Below are 17696 nucleotides of genomic sequence, written 5' to 3'. Positions count from 1 at the left end.
TTTTTAATAATTAATCATACTTATTAATATATAAACTTTACTCGTATACAGAATATCTCTTCCAGATTTGCTCTAAGTCATCGAAGTGCTGTTTAATATCTTCTTTTTCTTTCATACCAACAGAGATTGCAAGAGCATTTGAAATACTAAGTGCTGGAACTAGTGAATCTACAAATGAAGCCATATTACTCTTAACCAAAAGAGTATTGTCTGCAAGTGCTGCTACTGGTGCAAATAAACTATCTGTTAATGAAATTACATGTGCTCCTTTTTCCTTAGCATAATTGACAATTTGATAAGATTTTTTTGAATAACGTGGGAAACTAATTGCAACTATAACATCTTCTTCGTTTATTCTTACAATCTGTTCAAATGCATCTCCCATATCCATTCTAATTATATGGACATTATCAAGTATTATATCTAAGTAAAAACCTAGGTATTGAGCTACTACAAAAGAACTTCTCATACCAAGTATATATATTTTTCTTGCCTTTAAAAGTTTATTAGAAGCTTCCTTAAATGCTTTTTCATCAATTTCTTCTAATGTTGATCTTATATTATCTATATCACTCTTTAAAACTTTGTTCAATATTGCAAAATCATCAGAATAATCATGTGCCATTTCAACTCTTTGTACTGTAGTTAATTTATTTTTTATGAGTTCTTGAAGTGCAGCTTGTAATTTTGGATACCCACTATAGCCTAGAGCATTTGCAAACCTTACAACAGTAGATTCACTCACTCCTACAGTTTCACCTAATTTGCATGCAGTCATGAATGCAACTTTATCATAATTATTCAAAATATATTGTGCTATAAGTTTTTGCCCCTTACTTAACCTCGTGTATTGAGATTGTATATTTGATATCAAATGTTTACTATCTTTCATTTCATTTGTTTCTTCCATTTTTTTCTCCTTTTAGTTATATAAACTATTTTCTTTTTATCACTACTAATATTTTTTCTAAAAATTTTATTATTTTAGTTTTTATCTCAGCTTCTTAAACTCATAAAATTCTAACTTTTCTGTACCTTATACTTCACATAGTATTTTCGATTAAATTTATTATACCATCTTTCCTTGCATTTTTTAAGATTTATTCAATATTTCTTTTAAAATTTTCAATTTTTACTCATTTAAAAGTTAAATATTTTATTTTGCATATTTAAGCACATTACTTACTTCAAAAGTAAATTATCATATACTTATTATTTAAAGTGTTTTTAAAAGGTTACAATATATATATTAACTCTTAATAGAATCTTGTCAAGTTTTTTTTAGTGTTTATTGTGATTTTTTCTTTTCAATTAAAATCAATTGTGGTGGGTTATTGACTTGATTTAAAAATTTAGATTCTAAAACATTAAATTCATCTTGATTTAAATTATTTACAAAATTATATATACTATCTTTTTCTTCTTGCCCTCCATCATGTCCTGTATATATAGCAATACTTATTATTCCATTTTCTTTTAATATTTCTAAGCTAGACTTTATAGCTTTTAAAGTTGTATCTGGTTTAGTTATAATTAGATGTTTTGCTCTTGGAAGATATCCTAAATTAAATAAAACACATGAAACTTCTTCTTTTACATATTTATCGATATTTTCATGACCATCAAGTATTAATTTTACTCTATCTATATATCCTTCTTTTTCTAATTTTTTTCTTGTAGATTTTAGAGCTTCTTCTTGTATATCAAAAGCATATACAAAGCCTTTTTCTCCAACCTTTTCAGCCAAATACTTTGTATCATAACCATTTCCCATGGTAGCATCTATTGTTACATCACCTTTATTAATAATATTTTCTAAATAAAATTTATTTATATCTGTAATTTTAGTTAAATGTTTTGCATATGCCATAATATTATTTCTCCCTACTATTAACTTCATTTCATTTTCATGTTATTTTATTGATTTTAAATATTTTATTTCATCTTCTGTTAAGTATCTATATTCACCAACTTTTATATCTTTTAATACTATTTTCCCTACAGAAATTCTTCTTAAGTTTAAAACTGGATGATTTATAGCCTTACACATTTTTCTTACTTGTCTATTTCTTCCTTCATGTATAGTTATTTCGCATACTGAATAATTCTTTTCTTTATTTTCCTTAGTTACTCTGATTTTAGCAGGTGCTGTTGTATAATCTTCTATTTTTAGTCCTTTTTCAAAATTTTTTATTTCATCCTTATTTATAATTCCTTTTACACTTGCCACATAAGTTTTATTAATTTCATGTTTTGGATGAGTAAGTTTATATGTTAAATCTCCATCATTAGTAAGTATCAAAAGCCCACTTGTTTCATAATCTAACCTCCCTATTGGATATACTCTTTCCTTTACATCTTTTAATATATCTATTACACTTGCTCTATTAAACTGATCTTTTACAGTAGTTATATAACCTTCTGGCTTATTCAATACTATATAGACATAATTTTCGCTTGGCTTTACTGCTTTATTATCAAATTCTACTATATCTTTTTCTTCATCAATATTAAAAGATAGCTCTTTTACTATATTTCCATTTACCTTTATTCTTCCTTCAAGAATGATTTCTTCTGCTTTTCTTCTAGATGCAATTCCACAAGAAGCTATATATTTATTAATTCTCATACATAATCCTTTCTTATCTTAAATTATATGTTATTTAATATTTTTATCAACATTAATTTTGTTACATTATTATACTATACTAGACCTTAATTAAAAACAAGCCAAAAAATTATTTAATTTTCCTAAATAATTGTAATTTCTTTTCACATACTATTAATATGTAATAGCTGATTAAACACTATTTTAAGGAAGTGATTATTATTTCAAAAGAAAATGTAAAATATTATTTAATGGTCGTGTTTATTGGAATTTTATTTTTTAAGTTTATTAATACTCCAGCAGATTTTATATCTAGCATTGAAGGATTATTAAGTTTTTTTAGTCCATTTTTACTAGCTATTTTACTCGCTTTGCTTTTAAATCCTCTTGTAATGCTTTTTGAAATAAAATTTAAAACACATAGGCTTTTATCCATTTTTTTATCTTATATATTGATAGGTATTATTTTAGCTTTTGGTATTAGATTACTAATTCCTTCAATAGCCAATACATTAAATAGATTAATAAATGAAATGCCTATCTACAGTGATTATATAGATAATTTTATAGAAAAAAATATGTCAAACATAGATTTTTTAAAAGCTCTAATTCCTCATATACAACACAGCTTAGATAATGCATTAAAAGAAGCTAGTAATTTTATTAGTAGAATTCCTAAAAACTTTTTAATCTATACACTTAGCATATCATCTATGCTATTTAGTATGGTAATGGGCTTTATATTATCTATATATATTATATATGATAAGGAAAAAATTGCATTAGGATTTAAAAGATTGCTATATTCTTCTACTGCTAGAAACAAAGCTGATGACATTATAGAATTTTTTAGAACTACTCATGATATTTTTTATGATTATTTAATTGGTAGAATTTTAGACTCTCTCATTATTGGTATAATTGCATTTATAGGATTTCAATTTATCATTCGAATAGAAAATGCTTTATTTTTAGCTTCAATAATATTTTTAGCAAATATAATACCTTATCTAGGGCCATTTATTGGAGCTATACCTCCAGTAGCTATGACAATTTTATACAGCCCACAAAAAACCATATGGGTTATCGTATTTATATTTATATTACAACAACTAGATGGAAATTTCATAGAGCCAAAGGTTATGGGCAATCAAGTTGGAATAGGAGCTATATGGATAATTTCTGCGATTTTAATAGGACAGTCTCTTTTTGGATTTATAGGTGTTTTTCTTTCAGTACCTGTAGCTGCTGTTGTAAAAACTTCTATTGACAAATATATTGACAAGAGATTGCAATAAGCTTTATCTTTTATAATTTTAAAAATTAATTATTATCTATTACATTACTATAAAAAAATGAAATTAACTCTTGGCAAAGAATATATGCTAAAAGTTAATTTCATTTTCTGATACAAAGTCTTAATTTTTTATATGTAATACTTTACATTTACTGATTATTTGAGTTCTGAGAATTTCCACTACTATCTGACCCTCCACTATTTTCTGATGAAGGTGGAGTTGGTGTCGGTGTTGGATTGCTCGTATTTGGTTTTTCTTGATTTTGAGAAGAATCATTGTTAGTTACATCTTTGTTATTGTTTGAAGTTGTATTTTTGTTTTTGGAATTAGATTTATTATTTTTACTCTTTTCACTATAGGAAGATTTCTTTGCTTCTGATTCCACTCTATACCTATCTTCTCCAGCTGTGTCTTTTGCCTTTTTCTTTCGTTCTTCCTCTGCTTCATTCTGTTCTTTTTCTAATTTAGTCAATTCCTCTTTCTTTTTAGATGCTTCATTTTTAATAACAGATGAGCCGTTTTTAATTTTCTCTATAAGCTTAAGCTCTTTAATTGCATCCGTATAATTTGTAGCTTTTTCAAATTCATCCACATTTAGCATTCTCATAGATTGCATATACATAGCTCTTGCATTTTCATTAGCGCTATCTTCTTCTAATGCAGAGGATAATGCTTCCATAGCTTTTTTATAGTCATGTTTCTCTAAATATATTTTTCCTTGCTCAGTTGAACTTATTTCATCTTTTTTATTAAATGAACATCCTACAAGAAATATAGATAATATCGATATCAATAAAATTACTCTTCCTCTCATTAAATCCCTCCTTGTCATATACTTTAAATTTTATCATAATCAGGAAGTTTTTAAAATATTTTATATTTATTACAGGAAAATTGTTAATAAAACAGAAAATAAGTAGATATGACTTGAATAACTATAACAAACTAAAAATTAGTTTAAATCTATAGATATATCGTCTAATCTACTTATTTTAAAATTTAATATTTAATTCTTCTTCTATACTTCTAAAGATAATAAGTCTTCATAACTTTGTCTTTTACAAATTATCTTGTCATCTCCATCAAATACTGACACTACTGCTGCTCTTGGTATTTTATTATAATTTGAAGACATTGAATATCCATATGCACCTGTTGATGTTGTTATAAGTACATCTCCACTTTTTATATCCATTATATCTATATCTCCAATTAATATATCTCCACTTTCACAACATTTACCAGCTATTGTTACATGGTTCATGGTCTCATGGTTAATCTTATTTACAATACTGCATTCATAATTAGCTTGATATAGTGAAGGTCTTACATTGTCTGTCATACCTCCATCTACACTTACATAAACTCTAACATCTTTTATATCTTTTATTGAACCTACTGTATACAATGTACTTCCTGCATTTGCAACTATTGATCTTCCTGGTTCTATTACCAATGTAGGTACTTCTATTCCAAGTTCTTTACAAGAATTTTCTGCTTTAGTGATTATAGTTTCACAGAATTCTCTTATAGTTTTAGGTTTATCACCTTTACTATAATAAACACCTACACCTCCGCCTAAGTCAATTTCTGTCAGCTGTATATTAAATTTTTCTTTTATTTCTTTTACTAAGTTCATCATTATATCTACTGTATCTATGTATGGTTCTACATCAAATATTTGTGAACCGATATGAGCATGAAGACCTACCAATTTAATATTTGTATAATCATTCAATTTTTCTATTGCTCTAAACAAATCTCCATTTACTAAAGCAAAACCAAATTTAGAATCTATTTGACCTGTTTTTATATAATCGTGTGTGTGAGCTTCTATACCAGGTGTTATTCTAAAATATATTTCTTGAGTTTTCTTCTTCTCTTTACATAATTTTTCAATTAAATCTAACTCATAGAAATTATCTACTACAAACTTACCTACTCCCAAATCTAATCCCATATTTATTTCTTCTTCAGTTTTATTGTTTCCATGAAAGAAAACTTTTTCCATAGGAAAATTTGATTTATAAGCTGTATATAGTTCCCCTCCTGAAACTACATCCAAACACATCTCTTCTTCATTTATAAGATTACACATATAAAGAGGTAAAAATGCCTTACCTGCATAAGCAACTTTATTTTTTCCATCTTTAGCCTTAAAATATTTTATATATTCTCTACAGTTTTGTCTTACTAAGTCTTCGTCAAATACATATAATGGAGTTTGATATTTTTTACTAAGCTCTAGACAGCTTACACCTCCAATATATAATTCATTGTCTTTTACAGTCATAGTTCCATGAAGTTTCATAATATCCTCCCTAAGTTTTATATATTAAATACTTCTGCTATTTTCTCAATAGCTACTTGTTTATCATCAGAATTTATGGCACAAGTTATACGAATTTCTGATGTAGTTATAAGTTTTACCATTATACCATTTTCATTAAATATCTTAAATACTTTAGCAGCAACTCCAGAAGTATTTTTCATACCAAGACCTACTAAAGAGAATTTAGTGATGTTATTATCAATTACTACATGTTCTTCATTTGTATATTTAGACACTATCTTTTTGCACTCTCCTAATTCTTCTTTTGGAACTGTAAATGACACACTTATTTTATCTAAAATAGGTGCAGTTTGACTTATCATATCCACACTTATTCCCATAGTTGCTATATCTTCAAATAAACTAGATATATTTTCTACTTTAAAATCTTTTATTGTTATAGAACTATCATCATCACTAGTAGCTAATCCTGTTATTACTTTATCCTCTAATTTCATGTCTTTTCCCCCTCTTATATATGTTCCTTTTACTGTACCACATGTACGTCCAACATAAATTTCAACACCATATTTTTGTGCAAGTTCTATACTTCTTGAATGCATTACTTGTGCTCCTAAACTTGCTAATTCAAGCATCTCTTCATATTCAATCTCATCAAGTTTACTTGCCTTTGCATATTTTCTTGGGTCTGTAAAATAAATTCCATCAACATCTGTATATATCTCACATTTACCATTTAATTTAACTGCAAGAGCTACAGCAGATGTGTCTGAACCACCTCTTCCAAGAGTAGTTACATCACCATCTTCATTGATTCCTTGAAATCCAGTTACTATTACAACATTCCCTTCATCTAAACTATTCTTTATTCTATTTACATTTATATCGTCAATTTGAGATTTTCCATGAAGTCCGCTTGTTTTTATATTTAATTGATAAGCATTATAGCTTATGGCTTTACAACCAAGTGCATTTAATGCTATTGATAATAAAGATGCCGAAATCATTTCTCCAGTAGACATTAAAGCATCTAGCTCTCTTTTACTAGGTTCATTACTCAATTCTTTTGCCAAGTTTATATATTCATCTGTTGATTTTCCCATAGCAGATACAACTATTACCATTTGTGGATTTTCTTTTCTTCTTTCTATTATATTTTCTGCAATTGACTTTATTTTGTCAGTATCTGCAACTGAACTTCCTCCATATTTTTGGACAATTATACTCATGCTTTTTCCCCCTCAAGCTAAATTTTGATAAATAAAAACGCCCAAAGGTATACTTTGGACGTGTGAACTTCATAGACCAAGTAACCTTGTAGCTCACCACTTTAAAAGTGACAGCCTTATGCATATTCTGCATAAGTCCAGAAAATCTGTTTGTCAACAACTTTTCTTCGGCTATAGACCCTTTCATCAATCATCAACACTTACCAGCTACTATTGATTACTCTTGAATATAGCTACCTCTACCCTAGGCTCATTATTATTAATTAATTTATTAATATAGTTTTATCATATTCTATATAATATTGCAACAATTTTTTTACAAAATGTGGCAAATCAAAAACTTTATTTTCTAAAATATCTTATATACAATTAAATAGTTTATTTAATCCTAAATCTATAAAATTTATACTATATTCATTATCTTCTTTCTCTAAGTCATTTAATTCAGATAAATTATCTGGTGTAACCACCAAAATATTTGGTACTCTAAAAAATGGAATTGTAGATTTATCTATTTTTCTAGAGAGATTCTCATATTTAGAAACATCTATTTCATTATTTAAATCAACATCTACTAAAACCTGCTTTATATTGCCAAATTGATCTGTATATTCAATAAATAAATCATATTTAACATCATCTACACTAACATTTCGATAAAATCTTTTTACATCACAACCTGCAGTATTAATTCTAACAACTAGTTCTGACCCTACTAGAGCCTTTATTAAATCATCTCCCTTAAAAAGCTTACTACCATTCAAATAGTAAACATATGAGAGGTCCTTATAGTTACGATAATCCACATCACATGGATATTTTTTTAGTGTATACTCACTACACATTTTTCTTAATGTTTTTTTGAAATTTTTTTTATTGTATCTTTTTTGGTCTCCATAAATCTTTCTAAATTGAGCTTCTGTAACACATCTAACCCTGCTAATTAAAAGCAATATCTCTTTTTCCATATTCGTCATAGTACATTCTCCTTGAAGTATTATTTGCAAAGTTGTACTAATATTATATTAAATTTATGACATTAAATTTACAAAGAATTAAAATAAAATAGCTAGTTTTTATAGAATTTATTTCTATAAAAACTAGCTATTAATGCACTAAACACTATCTACAGTTTTTTTACTAAGTTACACATTGCTTTGACTTTCAGAATCTTGTGAATTTGTATCTTCATTAGTTCCTGTCTCTTGTTTTGCTTTTTTATCATCAAAATTTGCAATATTTAAGTTATCAAATTCTGACATTTCAATTACACCAGACTCTTCTTTTGAATATGATATTTTAACTTTATCTCCAACTTGAGTCAATGGTAATTCGCTAGATACTTTTGAGGTAGCTTTAAATATTATCTCTTTATTAGAATCTAAAGTTACATAGTAATTAGTATTTCCTCCTCGCACATCAGGACTTATTCTAGTTACTACACCTTCTATAACTTCATCTTTCATATCATTATCAAGCTTTAAGTCATTGCCTTTAGATTCTAATGAATCTTTATAATTTCTTAAAGCTTCATTTTTATCTTCCCCTAGACCAAGTACATTATAATCTTCAACAGATACAAAGGCTACTCTCTTTACAAGACCAGCTTTATCTTTTAAAGATGATACATATGTTGGCTGACCTAATATATTGTACATAACAGGGAATGTAGCTTCATAATTCTTTTCTTGAACATTACCTTCAGCTGATTTCATCGCAGCTGTCTCAGTTGCTCCTGGCTGCTTATACAGTTTAGCTTCTTTAGTTCTAGAGTCAACAAGCATAAATCCAATTGTAGATTCATCTCCACCAGACGATGTTATACCTGTATACCAATATGACCTATTGTCATTTCCATAGACTAGCGATGTCCCTTCTGTTGGCACTAGTACTCCCTTTTCTGATATAACAGAATTTAAAAATCCATTGACATAAACACCCCAGTCTTGAATTTGGTCTGTTACAAATTTTTGTGGTTGTATTCTATCTACCCATTTAGGTGTATTTTTAACATTATAGACATTTATTTTTCCAGTTTCTGCATCAACGGTAGCTATGCCTGTAGCATTTGCTCCTCCGTAACCAATTTTATGTTCATATAAACTTACAACCCAATAAGGTCTTCCTTCATCATTTATTTCAAGAGTAAAATCTGTCATACCAACATTTACAATACCATGTATGTATAAATGTCTTTGTAAATCTTGATGTAAATAAGCTTCTGGTTGATATACTATCTTTATTGGTTTTCCATCTATTTCTTGAACTAGTTGAACATCTTGAGGATTACTTGCTGATACCTTTACATATCCACTTGTACCACTTAAAGATGTAACCCATTTAATTATATCTCTATGCACAAGAGGTGCTACCCAGTACAACTCTCCATCTACATTTTGTATATGAAACTTTCCTAATTTTGATACACTACCTATAGCTGGAACTTCTCCAAGTTTTTTATCACCTAATTTCATTGCCATGTCTTCATCTACAAGACGAATGTCATTTACACTGACAGGACTCATATCATCAGTAAATTTACTCTCAGTCACCTTTCCTAATAAGTCTTTATAGGCTTTTGCATGAAGTACAGGTGTAGAGGCTATAAAGGGTACAACTACAACATATACAAGTAAAGCTATTGCTATTGAGAAATTATATTTAGCAAGTTTAGATGTTCTTTCATTTCTATCTAGCATCATATCTAATATTCCTGCTACAACAAAAAATATTATTCCTACTGAAAATAAAGATGTGAAGTCCAGTCTAAGTACAGGTAATTTAATAAATGCATAAATTGCTACAATTATGAGTGAAACTCCATATGTTTTAAGATATCGTTTCATTTAATACTCCTCTCTATAAAATATTATTATTACTATTATATCCATATATTTACAAAAAATAAATATTTATCATATTTATTATGTATTAAGATATCTTTATACTTTTGTACCACTATTTATTTATATTTGATTTATATCTCAAAAAAATATTATAATCATGTAAATAACTACAGAAAATCAAAAACTGAAGAAAGTGTTCTAACTAAGATTTACGAATTCTTAATCCTCTCGAAGTTAAACTACCATCTTCAGCCTAATTATTTAGCAATATTTTTATATGATAAATTTTAAAATAAATTTTTTATATGTTTGCCATTTTGGATACATAAGAATGCTGTTTAGAATTATATTCTGACAATAAACCTTCATACTCTAAAGTTAAACCATTTAAATTATAGAAATCATTTGGTGTTACTTCAAATGCTTCTTTATTCAAAATATCTATTTCACTTTTTTCTAACATATCAGCAACAAAGTTTGAACATACGTATTTATATTCAACTTTTCTGTGAATATTCATAGACAAATATATCAATGCCATTATATCATAATAGTAATCTTCTCTATAATCACTAATTAATTTTATATTTTTAAATAGATTTTCATATTGTGAATTATCTACTTCTAATGAATATACTCTACATACAGTATTTTTTCTTATAGCATATAAGCCTTGATTTATATTTTCTTCAACAAAGCCTCCAATAAATGGATTTCTTGGATTTAATCTCCCAAAAGAATACATTGGCTTTAAATTTTCATTTAATGATATTGACACATGTGTATACAGTTTTTTACTTATATTTCTTATTAAATAAGATAATACAGTTCCTGTATATGTTGTTACAATATAAATTTTATTCATCATTTCCCCCCAATCTAGTAATTAAATAATATTATACACTTACAACTTAATGTCATAAAATATTCTAACATAATAAAGGCTATTTTACAAATTTTGATTTTAAAGTGCTTTAATATTATATAAAATATAATAAAAATATAAATATAAATTTTCTATATTTTTAACCAACAGATGTTTTCTTTAAATTAATCAAATGATTTAGTATATCCTGAGCTTTTCCAGAATCCTTTAGATAACCTAATGCTCCATTTATTTGTGATTTTAAATCTATTTCTACTTCCATATCCAAATCAACATTTCCTTTTTTTATAGATATATTTTTAAGTGTTACTGGATAAAGATAACTTTTTTCTAAAGTAATTTTATTTCCATTAACCTCAAATGGAACCTTTTTATTGTAATTACTTAGTATTTTTTCTAGCATTTTATCACTTATTTTAAATTTTCCAATCTTTACATTTTCAAGACTTACAACCAAATCTTCATTTTTTAAAGTGGGTTTTAGTTCAAGCTCATATTGGCTATTGATTAGACCAAAGACCTTATATGGACCTGCCACTTTTATTTTTCCATCCTTCATCTCAACAAAATTATTTTCAAATTCTTTAATTCCATGTTTATTCATTAATGTATATATTAGATTTCTAAACTCTTCTTCGGAAACAGATACTTTTCCAACCATTCTAAGTGGATTTTTTACTATTTCCATAGAATTTATATATGAACCTTTTGATAAATACTCTTCGTCTATGATTTTATTATTTTGTGAACTAACATCATATCTCTCTTTTGGTGTTAATGTGTATACAACAATACCTGTTAACACTAAAATAATAACAATTAAGCTTAATATAATCTTTGCAATCCTTCCCATAATCGTCTCCTTTACAAATCTGTCAACAGATTTAAAATAAATTTAGATAACTAACTTCACATAATATTCTTAACAATATACATATTATAATACAGTCTTTTAAAGATTAATTCAACTAATCTGCTTTTTTGTAAATAAACTGTAAAAAAACATGTTTTTAGTATAAAAGTTAATATTTTGCATAATACTCTTAATTACACCTTTATTTTTTTCTAATCTTGGATTAAAATTAATATTATGCAATACAGTGTAGTGTTCTGTATTATAAGCAAATTAAATAGGAGGTATGAAAATATGTCAAATGAAACGAACTCATCTAACTTTATAAAAAATATTATTATAAATGACCTAGAAACAGGAAAACATGACAGTATAATAACTCGTTTTCCACCTGAACCAAACGGATATTTACATATTGGTCATGCAAAAAGTATATGTCTTAACTTTGGACTAGCTAAAGAATTTAATGGAAAGGCTAATTTAAGATTTGATGATACAAATCCATTAAAAGAAGATGTTGAATATGTAGAATCCATAAAAGAAGATGTTAAGTGGTTAGGATTTGATTGGAGTGAATTAAATTTTGCATCTAACTACTTTGATGAAATGTACAAAAGAGCTTTAATCCTAATAAAAAAAGGTAAAGCTTATGTGTGTGAATTAACACAAGATGAAATGAGGGAGTATCGTGGCACTCTTACTGAACCTGGTAAAGAAAGCCCTTATAGAAATAGAACTATTGAAGAAAACCTAGATTTATTTGAAAGAATGAAAAATGGTGAATTTAAAGATGGAGAAAAAACATTAAGAGCTAAAATAGATATGTCTTCTCCAAATATAAACCTTAGAGACCCAATTATATACAGAATAGCTCATTCAACACATCATAATACAGGAGATAAATGGTGTATATATCCTATGTATGCTTTTGCCCATCCAATTGAAGATGCAATTGAAGGAATAACTCACTCTATATGTACTTTGGAGTTTGAAGACCAAAGACCTCTTTATGACTGGTTTGTCAGAGAATGTGAAATGGAAAATGTACCTAGACAAATAGAATTTGCTAGACTTAACATAAACAATACTGTTATGAGTAAAAGAAAATTAAAACAACTTGTAGACGAAGGAATTGTTGATGGTTGGGATGACCCTCGTGTTCCTACTATATCTGGAATTAGACGTAAGGGATATACTGCTGAAGCTTTACGTAATTTTTGTAGTGAAATAGGAGTATCGAAAGTTAACTCTACAGTAGACAGTCAAATGCTTGATTATTTCCTAAGAGAAAACTTACAGCCAAAGGCTCCACTTGCTATGGGAGTTTTAAGACCTTTAAAGCTAGTTATAACCAACTACCCAGAAGATAAGGTTGAAATGCTTGAAATAGAAAACAATGCTAAAGATGAATCTCAAGGTAAAAGATTAGTTCCTTTTTCTAGAGAATTATATATAGAACAAGATGATTTTATGGAAGAACCTATTAAAAAATATTTCAGATTTTTCCCAGGAAATGAAGTTCGTTTAAAAGGAGCTTATTTCGTAAAATGTACGGATGTAATTAAGGATGAAAATGGAAATGTAGTTGAAATACATGGTACTTATGACCCTGAAACTAAGAGTGGTTCTGGATTTACAGGTCGTAAAGTAAAATCTACAATACATTGGGTTGATGCTAAATCAGCTATACCATGTGAATTTAGATTGTTTGAGCCATTGATTCTTGATGATTTACCTGAAAATGAAGGAAAGCATTTCTTAGAACAGATAAATCCTAATTCATTAGAAATATTACAAGGTTTTGTTGAGCCTACACAAGTAAAAGATGCTAAACCTTTTGATAAATTCCAATTTGTTAGAAATGGGTTCTTTAGTATAGATAATAAATATACAACTAAGGAAAAACTTGTGTTCAATAGAATAGTTCCTTTAAAAAGCTCTTTTAAACCTGCTAAATAATTGTTATAACTAAAAAATGAAGACTTAAGATATAAATTACTTCTACTATAAATAAATTTAGTTAGAAGTAATTTTTTATTTTAGTCTTCATCATTTATTTTAAATAATTAACTTTTTCCACTACAGATTCCCATAACCTCTATTCCATCTTTTATACATTCTATATTGAGAGGAAAATCTGGACCTTTTTCCCCATCAATGTCTGTTATAAGAGAATCTTTACATTCTATATCTACTTTTTTAGTTTTAAAATACAATATTTCATTTCCATTATATTGATCTAAGTAATCACCTCTAAGCACACTTATCAAAACTGGTATTGATTTTGGAATTGGCATTCCTTTAAAAATAATTACATCTAAATATCCATCATCTATTTCAGCTTTATATGCTAAATTTATATTTCCTGCTGTTTTTCCATTAAAAATCAGCATAAGATACATATCTCCATCATAATTCATCTCTTTGGAATATACTTTTATCTTAAACTTCCTCATATACAATGCTTCTTCTATTCCCTTTATATAATAAGAAATTCTTCCAAACGAATTCTTTAAGTCTGTGCTTATTCTTTGTGATACATCAGTAAACATACCTGCACTTGCGACATTTATAAAGTATTTATTATTTACCTTCCCTATGTCTATTTTCTTTGGCTTTGAATTTATGATTTCCTTTATAGCTTCTTTTATATCAAATGGAATTTGAAGAGCATTTGAAAAATCATTTGCAGTTCCTGTAGGTAAAATTCCGATTGGAATCTTTATATCTAACTCTTTCATTGAATTTACAACTAAATCTATAGTTCCATCGCCACCTGCTATTAGTATATGGTCATAGGAACTATCTACTTCTTTAAATGCATTATTTACAGGCTCTTTAATATTCAATCTATAGGGTATCAATAAATAATTTTGTTTTTGATATAATTCTATAATAGTATCTAAATTTGATAATATTTTTTTTTCACCTGAATTAGGATTGTATATAAGTTTTACTTTTTTCATTATTTCTCCTTACTTATTTTATTCTTTTAATATCCAAAGTCCTCGTTTAAGAAAATTACATGTATTCTTTCTGGTGCTAATTGTCTTTTTATAAGTGTATAGCTACAGCAAATTCTTCCTGGACTTGAACAATCTATACATATGCCAGTAGTCTTACATCCAGTATTTGTATTCAGTCTCTTGCAATTTGCTGGAGCGGCTATTGTTTTAGTTCTTTTTATAGCTTCATCTACATCTTTAACTATTTTATTTACACCTGCTACGACTATTACTTTGTCTGGTCCATATATCATAGCAGCTACTCTATTTCCATTTCCATCTAAATTATAGAGCTCTCCATTTTCTGTTATTGCATTAGTACTTGTAAAATAAGCATCTGCACAAAATGATTTTCTGTATATTTCTTTCATTTCTTCTGGTTTAATATCTTTTGCATATCTATCAAGAAAATCATATTTTTCTCTTATAAAGTCAATAACTCCTGTCTCAAATAAAGTCATAGAGCCACCACAACCTACTAAAGAACCTACTTCTACTATTTCTTCAATTTTTTTAAGAAGCTCTTCTTTATTATTTACTAGATACCCTTTCATGTTATTACTTTCTAGAGATTTTATTGTTTTTTCTATTCTTTTTTCTTTAAGCCAATTTAGATTTTGATCCATCTCAACTTCCCCCTTATTTTCAATATGTATTAGTTTGTTATAAATTTTATTTTCTTTATAGTTTTATTTTAGTACATCTAAGAAAAAATACAATATAAAACTTTAAATAAATTTTCCATAAATTTTTTTATAAGACTAACTCATAATTTATAATTAAAAAGGAAAGTAGATGTATTTTTCTACTTTCCCTATATTGTATGTAGTATTATATATTTTCTGAAATCTATATATTAATTATATGCTTTATTTTATTAAATATCACAATTAATTTAAGTGTAATATCATATTCTTTTTTAAACATATAAATTGTATTATTAAGTTTATTATATCCAATTTTAATAAATAATGTCACTAATTTGATGAAGAAGATGCTATAGCTGCACTTGTAGCTGCCATTACACAAGCAACTTGAATAGCAATAATAATATTTAAAAATATATTATTAGCTATAGAATCTATATTATTTTCTTTTTGTATTGAATCTGCATAAATAGAAGCCACAACAGCAGAACTAATCATTACTCTATTGCTTTTTCCTAAAGACCAATTCCCAAAACCTTTTTCTTCTTTAAGCCTATTTGAAACATTTTTTATATTTTCTATTATTTCATTTTCTTTATAATCTAATAACGAAATTGCTCCTATTATTGGATACCCATAATAATTTAACTTACAATCATTCTCTTTAAATGCTTTTTTAAGTTCAATAGTTTTTTTGCATTTACCCATTGTTCTATCTTCGCTAAATAAAAGAATTTGAGATAGTGCTTGTAAGTCATTTCCTTTATAAAAACCATTTTTATTTAGAAATTCATAGCATTTTTCTATGTATTCTAAATCTTCTTCTAAATTTTTTGAATGAATTGCAATAAGTGCTATATTACAATAGTCATCACTAGATGTTAAAAATGGATGTTTTTTCTTCATATATTCGTATACTGTTTTCATTTTTGATATACATGTAATATAATCCATTTTATCTCTATTTTCATAGACTATTGATGCTGTAAGTGGTAAATATGTATCTCCCCAAAACTTTTCATTTTTAAGATTTTTATATATCTCTAAAATCATCTTAAAACTACTTTCTGGATTTGATTCAAATGAAAGTAGTGTTGCAATATAAAATATGTTATATCCTCTAAAGTTAGAGAATAATCCAGTATTTTTTTTAATAAGCTCTATTCGCTCTTCTACTAATCTAGGGCTTATCCTCTTGTTCTTAAGCGTAAATGCAAGTGCACAACTATGTTGAATTAATCCCATTTGCCAAGAACCTTTAACTTCATTTAATGCTTTATAATTTTCCATTAATAAGTTTATTTTCCCATTTATAAAAGTTTGTTCCATATTGCCCTCCCAGTAATATACATTGTTGTATTAATTAACTTAATATCTATTATATATGTAATAAATATTGCAATCAATACATATTACTTGAAGAAGAACTATTATTCCATAATGATGTATCCTTTTTTATAGTGCCTTCCCATATTATTAACCCTGTCATAATACTCTGATTCACTTTCGTTACTCCATTTGGGTACAAATACATCTATCGCATTAGAATTACTAAAATACTTACTAGACCCCCTATCCATAACGGTTTTTACTTTACCATCTACAATAATCTTAGTTCCAAAACTTAAGTGATTGTTTGCCACAAAACCATCTTCTAAATCATCTCCTGTAGCAGTTATAGCTCCATATCCATTTTCTTGGTTAAGGCTGGTATAATAACTCACTTCAAATGTTATAGGAATTAAATCCTTTATTTTGATTCCTAGCTGGTTTTCTAGTCTCTCTTTTTGCACTTTCAATTTATACTCATCACTGCTTTTATAGTCTTCCATACCTTGATTATATTTAGAATTAAAGTTTTTACCTGAAGTTACTATAGTATCTATATTTACTATAGATTCTTTACAATGCTCTGCATCTATTTTTGTTTCTCCATTTACCAATAATGGAGTTAAACATACACTACATACAACACATGTAATCAATGCTTCTTTAAGCTTCATAAATTCCCCCCTTATTATTTTGATATAT

The 17696-nt window shown here is 27.1% G+C and carries 16 protein-coding genes and 1 riboswitch; of the genes, 2 read left to right on the top strand and 14 right to left on the bottom strand.

The features are described 5' to 3' along the window. Nucleotides 1–37 precede the first annotated feature (37 nt). The 3 genes from IC175_RS01050 to IC175_RS01040 all read right to left on the bottom strand — a co-directional run bounded on the left by IC175_RS01050 (nt 38) and on the right by IC175_RS01040 (nt 2629). The gene (locus IC175_RS01050) at nt 38–910 is read right to left on the bottom strand and encodes a MurR/RpiR family transcriptional regulator (protein ID WP_227435034.1); all 873 of its coding nucleotides are present in this window, start codon (nt 908–910) and stop codon (nt 38–40) included. A 378-nt stretch (nt 911–1288) separates the two neighbouring features. Beyond that, nucleotides 1289–1870, bottom strand: a complete 582-nt coding sequence (locus IC175_RS01045) for a tRNA (mnm(5)s(2)U34)-methyltransferase (protein WP_227435032.1) — start codon at nt 1868–1870, stop codon at nt 1289–1291. A 42-nt stretch (nt 1871–1912) separates the two neighbouring features. Then, nucleotides 1913–2629: a pseudouridine synthase gene (locus IC175_RS01040; protein WP_227482596.1), complete on the bottom strand. Its 717-nt coding sequence runs from the start codon at nt 2627–2629 to the stop codon at nt 1913–1915. Between the two features lie 191 nt (nt 2630–2820). Here IC175_RS01040 and IC175_RS01035 point away from each other — a divergent pair, with 191 nt between their 5' ends. Then, nucleotides 2821–3906: an AI-2E family transporter gene (locus IC175_RS01035; protein WP_227482595.1), complete on the top strand. Its 1086-nt coding sequence runs from the start codon at nt 2821–2823 to the stop codon at nt 3904–3906. A gap of 148 nt (nt 3907–4054) precedes the next feature. On the opposite strand, the gene IC175_RS01030 is transcribed toward IC175_RS01035, so the two are convergent. From IC175_RS01030 to IC175_RS01000, 7 genes are all read right to left on the bottom strand, one after another. Then, nucleotides 4055–4720 carry a hypothetical protein gene (locus IC175_RS01030; protein ID WP_227435027.1) on the bottom strand — a complete coding sequence of 222 codons (666 nt, stop codon included), beginning with the start codon at nt 4718–4720 and terminating at the stop codon, nt 4055–4057. Nucleotides 4721–4924: 204 nt separating this feature from the next. Beyond that, the gene (gene lysA / locus IC175_RS01025; protein WP_227823980.1) at nt 4925–6217 is read right to left on the bottom strand and encodes a diaminopimelate decarboxylase; all 1293 of its coding nucleotides are present in this window, start codon (nt 6215–6217) and stop codon (nt 4925–4927) included. Nucleotides 6218–6234: 17 nt separating this feature from the next. Then, a complete protein-coding gene (locus tag IC175_RS01020; RefSeq protein WP_227482593.1) occupies nt 6235–7428 on the bottom strand; it encodes an aspartate kinase in 1194 nt (397 codons plus the stop codon). A gap of 81 nt (nt 7429–7509) precedes the next feature. Continuing rightward, nucleotides 7510–7678, bottom strand: a riboswitch (Lysine riboswitch). A 109-nt stretch (nt 7679–7787) separates the two neighbouring features. Next, the gene (locus IC175_RS01015) at nt 7788–8405 is read right to left on the bottom strand and encodes a hypothetical protein (protein WP_227435022.1); all 618 of its coding nucleotides are present in this window, start codon (nt 8403–8405) and stop codon (nt 7788–7790) included. 168 nt (nt 8406–8573) lie between these two features. After that, nucleotides 8574–10274 carry a hypothetical protein gene (locus tag IC175_RS01010; RefSeq protein ID WP_227482592.1) on the bottom strand — a complete coding sequence of 567 codons (1701 nt, stop codon included), beginning with the start codon at nt 10272–10274 and terminating at the stop codon, nt 8574–8576. 301 nt (nt 10275–10575) lie between these two features. Next, a complete protein-coding gene (locus tag IC175_RS01005) occupies nt 10576–11139 on the bottom strand; it encodes a hypothetical protein (protein ID WP_227435019.1) in 564 nt (187 codons plus the stop codon). A gap of 160 nt (nt 11140–11299) precedes the next feature. Next, nucleotides 11300–12013 carry a DUF2140 domain-containing protein gene (locus IC175_RS01000; RefSeq protein WP_227823981.1) on the bottom strand — a complete coding sequence of 238 codons (714 nt, stop codon included), beginning with the start codon at nt 12011–12013 and terminating at the stop codon, nt 11300–11302. 294 nt (nt 12014–12307) lie between these two features. On the opposite strand from IC175_RS01000, the gene IC175_RS00995 reads away from it, so the two are divergent. Further along, complete coding sequence (locus IC175_RS00995; RefSeq protein WP_227850998.1) at nt 12308–13972, top strand: glutamine--tRNA ligase/YqeY domain fusion protein; 1665 nt, start codon at nt 12308–12310, stop codon at nt 13970–13972. 107 nt (nt 13973–14079) lie between these two features. Here the strand turns inward: IC175_RS00995 and IC175_RS00990 are convergent, their stop codons facing one another. From IC175_RS00990 to IC175_RS00975, 4 genes are all read right to left on the bottom strand, one after another. Beyond that, on the bottom strand, nt 14080–14979 hold the full coding sequence (locus IC175_RS00990; RefSeq protein ID WP_227435009.1) for a YegS/Rv2252/BmrU family lipid kinase: 900 nt from the start codon (nt 14977–14979) through the stop codon (nt 14080–14082). A gap of 26 nt (nt 14980–15005) precedes the next feature. Next, the gene (locus IC175_RS00985) at nt 15006–15644 is read right to left on the bottom strand and encodes a lactate utilization protein (protein WP_227435003.1); all 639 of its coding nucleotides are present in this window, start codon (nt 15642–15644) and stop codon (nt 15006–15008) included. A 351-nt stretch (nt 15645–15995) separates the two neighbouring features. Then, the gene (locus IC175_RS00980) at nt 15996–16994 is read right to left on the bottom strand and encodes a DUF4003 domain-containing protein (RefSeq protein ID WP_227850997.1); all 999 of its coding nucleotides are present in this window, start codon (nt 16992–16994) and stop codon (nt 15996–15998) included. A 101-nt stretch (nt 16995–17095) separates the two neighbouring features. Continuing rightward, a complete protein-coding gene (locus IC175_RS00975; RefSeq protein ID WP_227435000.1) occupies nt 17096–17668 on the bottom strand; it encodes a hypothetical protein in 573 nt (190 codons plus the stop codon). Nucleotides 17669–17696: the final 28 nt, after the last annotated feature.

The sequence above is a fragment of the Clostridioides sp. ES-S-0123-01 genome, assembly GCF_020658415.1.
Taxonomy (GTDB): domain Bacteria; phylum Bacillota; class Clostridia; order Peptostreptococcales; family Peptostreptococcaceae; genus Clostridioides.
The sequence above is the reverse complement of the archived record's forward strand: the minus strand, read 5'-3'. Positions and strand labels throughout refer to the sequence as shown.